Genomic DNA, 2,367 nt, shown 5'->3' with positions numbered 1-2,367 from the left:
GGAGGGAGACGATGCTTTGTGTTGACCTATTTCTTGAAGGAATTGTCGTAGTGTTTTTATTGAAATGTTAAGACGTATGGTTTCAAAGGGCTTTTTTTCCCAACCAAGATTCAAAAGATCTAGTTCGAGACAGTGAAGCTGTTTTACCTGAATGTGTTTTACCACGAACTCTCCTGCCTTGACCTCTTTTTCTGTGTAAATCTCCACACTTAAAAGCATTCCCGACCAAGCAAACAAAACACTACTCAGCAAAAGCAAACGTCGTGGAGTAAAAATTTTTTTCACTGTATTCTCTCCTGGCTTAAAAAATTTCAGATCATTTATAATTCGTAGTGTTGAAGGTGGATTATTAAAACGATTGTGCAGCCATAAGATAAACGGTCCAGTTATGACCCATATTTTTACTGTACATCGTTGCGTCTCCTCCTAACCCAAGCTTCAATTTAGAGTGCTTGAAATGTTTTGTATAGGTTATTTCTGAAGAAATTTTGTGCTGAAACCTATCTGGAGTTTGAGTCTCATTTATTTTCAGTTCAGATAGATTTGTACGAGTATTATGAGCTTTTGTTATATGCTCGTGGTGCTGCCAGTAAAAATCATGGCCAAAAACAAAAGACCATTTTTTATTAAGATTAAACACCATGCTGGCAAGAGCATTAAAAATGCTTCCTGGGGCAACGTTGACGTTAAAAATCAAAGGCAAAATAAGAAATCACAGTTCCGCACGCCACAAAGAGAAATATGAGCGCGCCTTCTTTCCAGGTAATGCTTTGATCGCTATAAGTATTCATGCGCGTTGCAGGCTAACATAGTGGATCTATGGAAAGTTTCCGTGCGATCTTTTCATATATCTGGAAAACTTCCTACTTATTCTGATATTAACCAGGAAAAGATGGAAAAATTTGTTGACTCTTTCCACCTATTAACAATATAAAATTAAATGGTGGAAACCTACTTGCCGTAAACCCGTTCCCCTGGCGGCCAGCGCGTAATAGTCACCGGTAGATATTCAATTCGTGGCGCTCCCTTTTCGGTTTTATATGCCAAACTATGCGATAGAAATTTCTCGTCGTCCCGTTTTGGATGATCCGTGCGTTGGTGGGAGCCGCGCGATTCCGTTCTGTTGAGGGCGGATTGCACAATGGTTTCAGCCACATCGATCATGTACGAAAGCTCGATGGCAGCGACCAGTTCGGTGTTAAAGGTCAAGCTGTGATCCGCGATCGCAAGATTTAAGAATCGCTCCTGCAGATTTCGGATGATCTCTTGCGATTTCTTCAGAGAAGCTTGATCGCGGTAAATACCGACACCCGCTTCCATGGTCTGATGCATCTCTTTTCTAAGTACGGCGATTGTTTCTTTTCCTCCGTCATTCCTGAAAAATTGCTTTTCGATCCGTTTTGCCTCATCGGCTGCCAGTGCATCCAGGGTTGAGCTGGGATCCTGTTGATCAGATGCGAAGTGGGCCGCCGCCTTACCGGCCCGGGCGCCAAAGACCAGCAATTCGGTGAGAGAATTAGAACCGAGCCGATTCGCGCCGTTGATGCTGACGCAGGCACACTCGCCTGCTGCATATAAGCCTTTCATCGGCGTTGCACCCTGAATGTCCGTATGAATCCCACCCATCATGTAATGCACCACCGGCCGCACCGGAATCATCTCTTTCACCGGATCGATATTTTCGTATTTCAGACAGAGCTCGCGCACAAACGGCAATTGGGTATTGATGACTTTTTCACCCAAATGGCGCAGATCGAGATGAACATAATGACCATATTCCCCTTCCAGCGTTCGGCCTTTTTCCTGCTCTTTGACGAAAGCCTGCGACAGCCGATCGCGCGGCCCGAGCTCCATCGAGCGCAGAACCGGCTTGGGTTCGGGCTTACCGAGATCATAATCCTGCAAATAGCGATAGCCGTCTTTGTTGAGCAGCCACCCTCCTTCGGAGCGGGATGCTTCGGTAATCAGAATTCCGGTAAACGGCAGGCCGGTGGGGTGGTACTGGACGAACTCCATATCCTTCAGCGGCACCCCGGCGCGATAGGCAAGCGCCATGCCGTCGCCATTCTTGATGTTCGCATTGGTGGTAAACGGAAAAACTTTACCGCAGCCGCCGGTGCTGACGATGACGGCTTTTGCAGTGATGGCTTGAATTCTGCCGGTGGCCAGCTCGATGGCGACCACGCCCTGACAGCGGCCGTCATCCAGCAGAAGTTTGGTGACAAACCATTCGTCATATCTTATGATGGGGTCATATTTGAGGCTGGTTTGGAATAGAGTGTGGAGCATATGAAAGCCGGTCTTGTCGGCCGCAAACCAGGTGCGCTCGATCTTCATGCCGCCAAAAGGGCGCACCGCAATCGAGCC

3 protein-coding genes are annotated in these 2,367 nt (G+C 47.0%); all 3 read right to left on the bottom strand.

From position 1 onward, the window contains the following. A partial coding sequence (locus tag IH879_22490; GenBank protein ID MCH7677697.1) for a hypothetical protein occupies nt 1-285 on the bottom strand: 285 nt, incomplete at its 3' end. 64 nt (nt 286-349) lie between these two features. Next, entirely contained in the window at nt 350-697 is a 348-nt protein-coding gene (locus IH879_22485; GenBank protein ID MCH7677696.1) for a hypothetical protein, read from the bottom strand. Between the two features lie 254 nt (nt 698-951). After that, nucleotides 952-2,367: FAD-binding protein (locus IH879_22480; GenBank protein MCH7677695.1), on the bottom strand; the 1,416-nt coding region annotated here is incomplete at its 5' end.

It is taken from the genome of candidate division KSB1 bacterium (assembly GCA_022562085.1).
Taxonomy (GTDB): Bacteria; Zhuqueibacterota; Zhuqueibacteria; order Oceanimicrobiales; family Oceanimicrobiaceae; genus Oceanimicrobium.
This window is presented reverse-complemented; position numbering and strand designations above follow the sequence as displayed.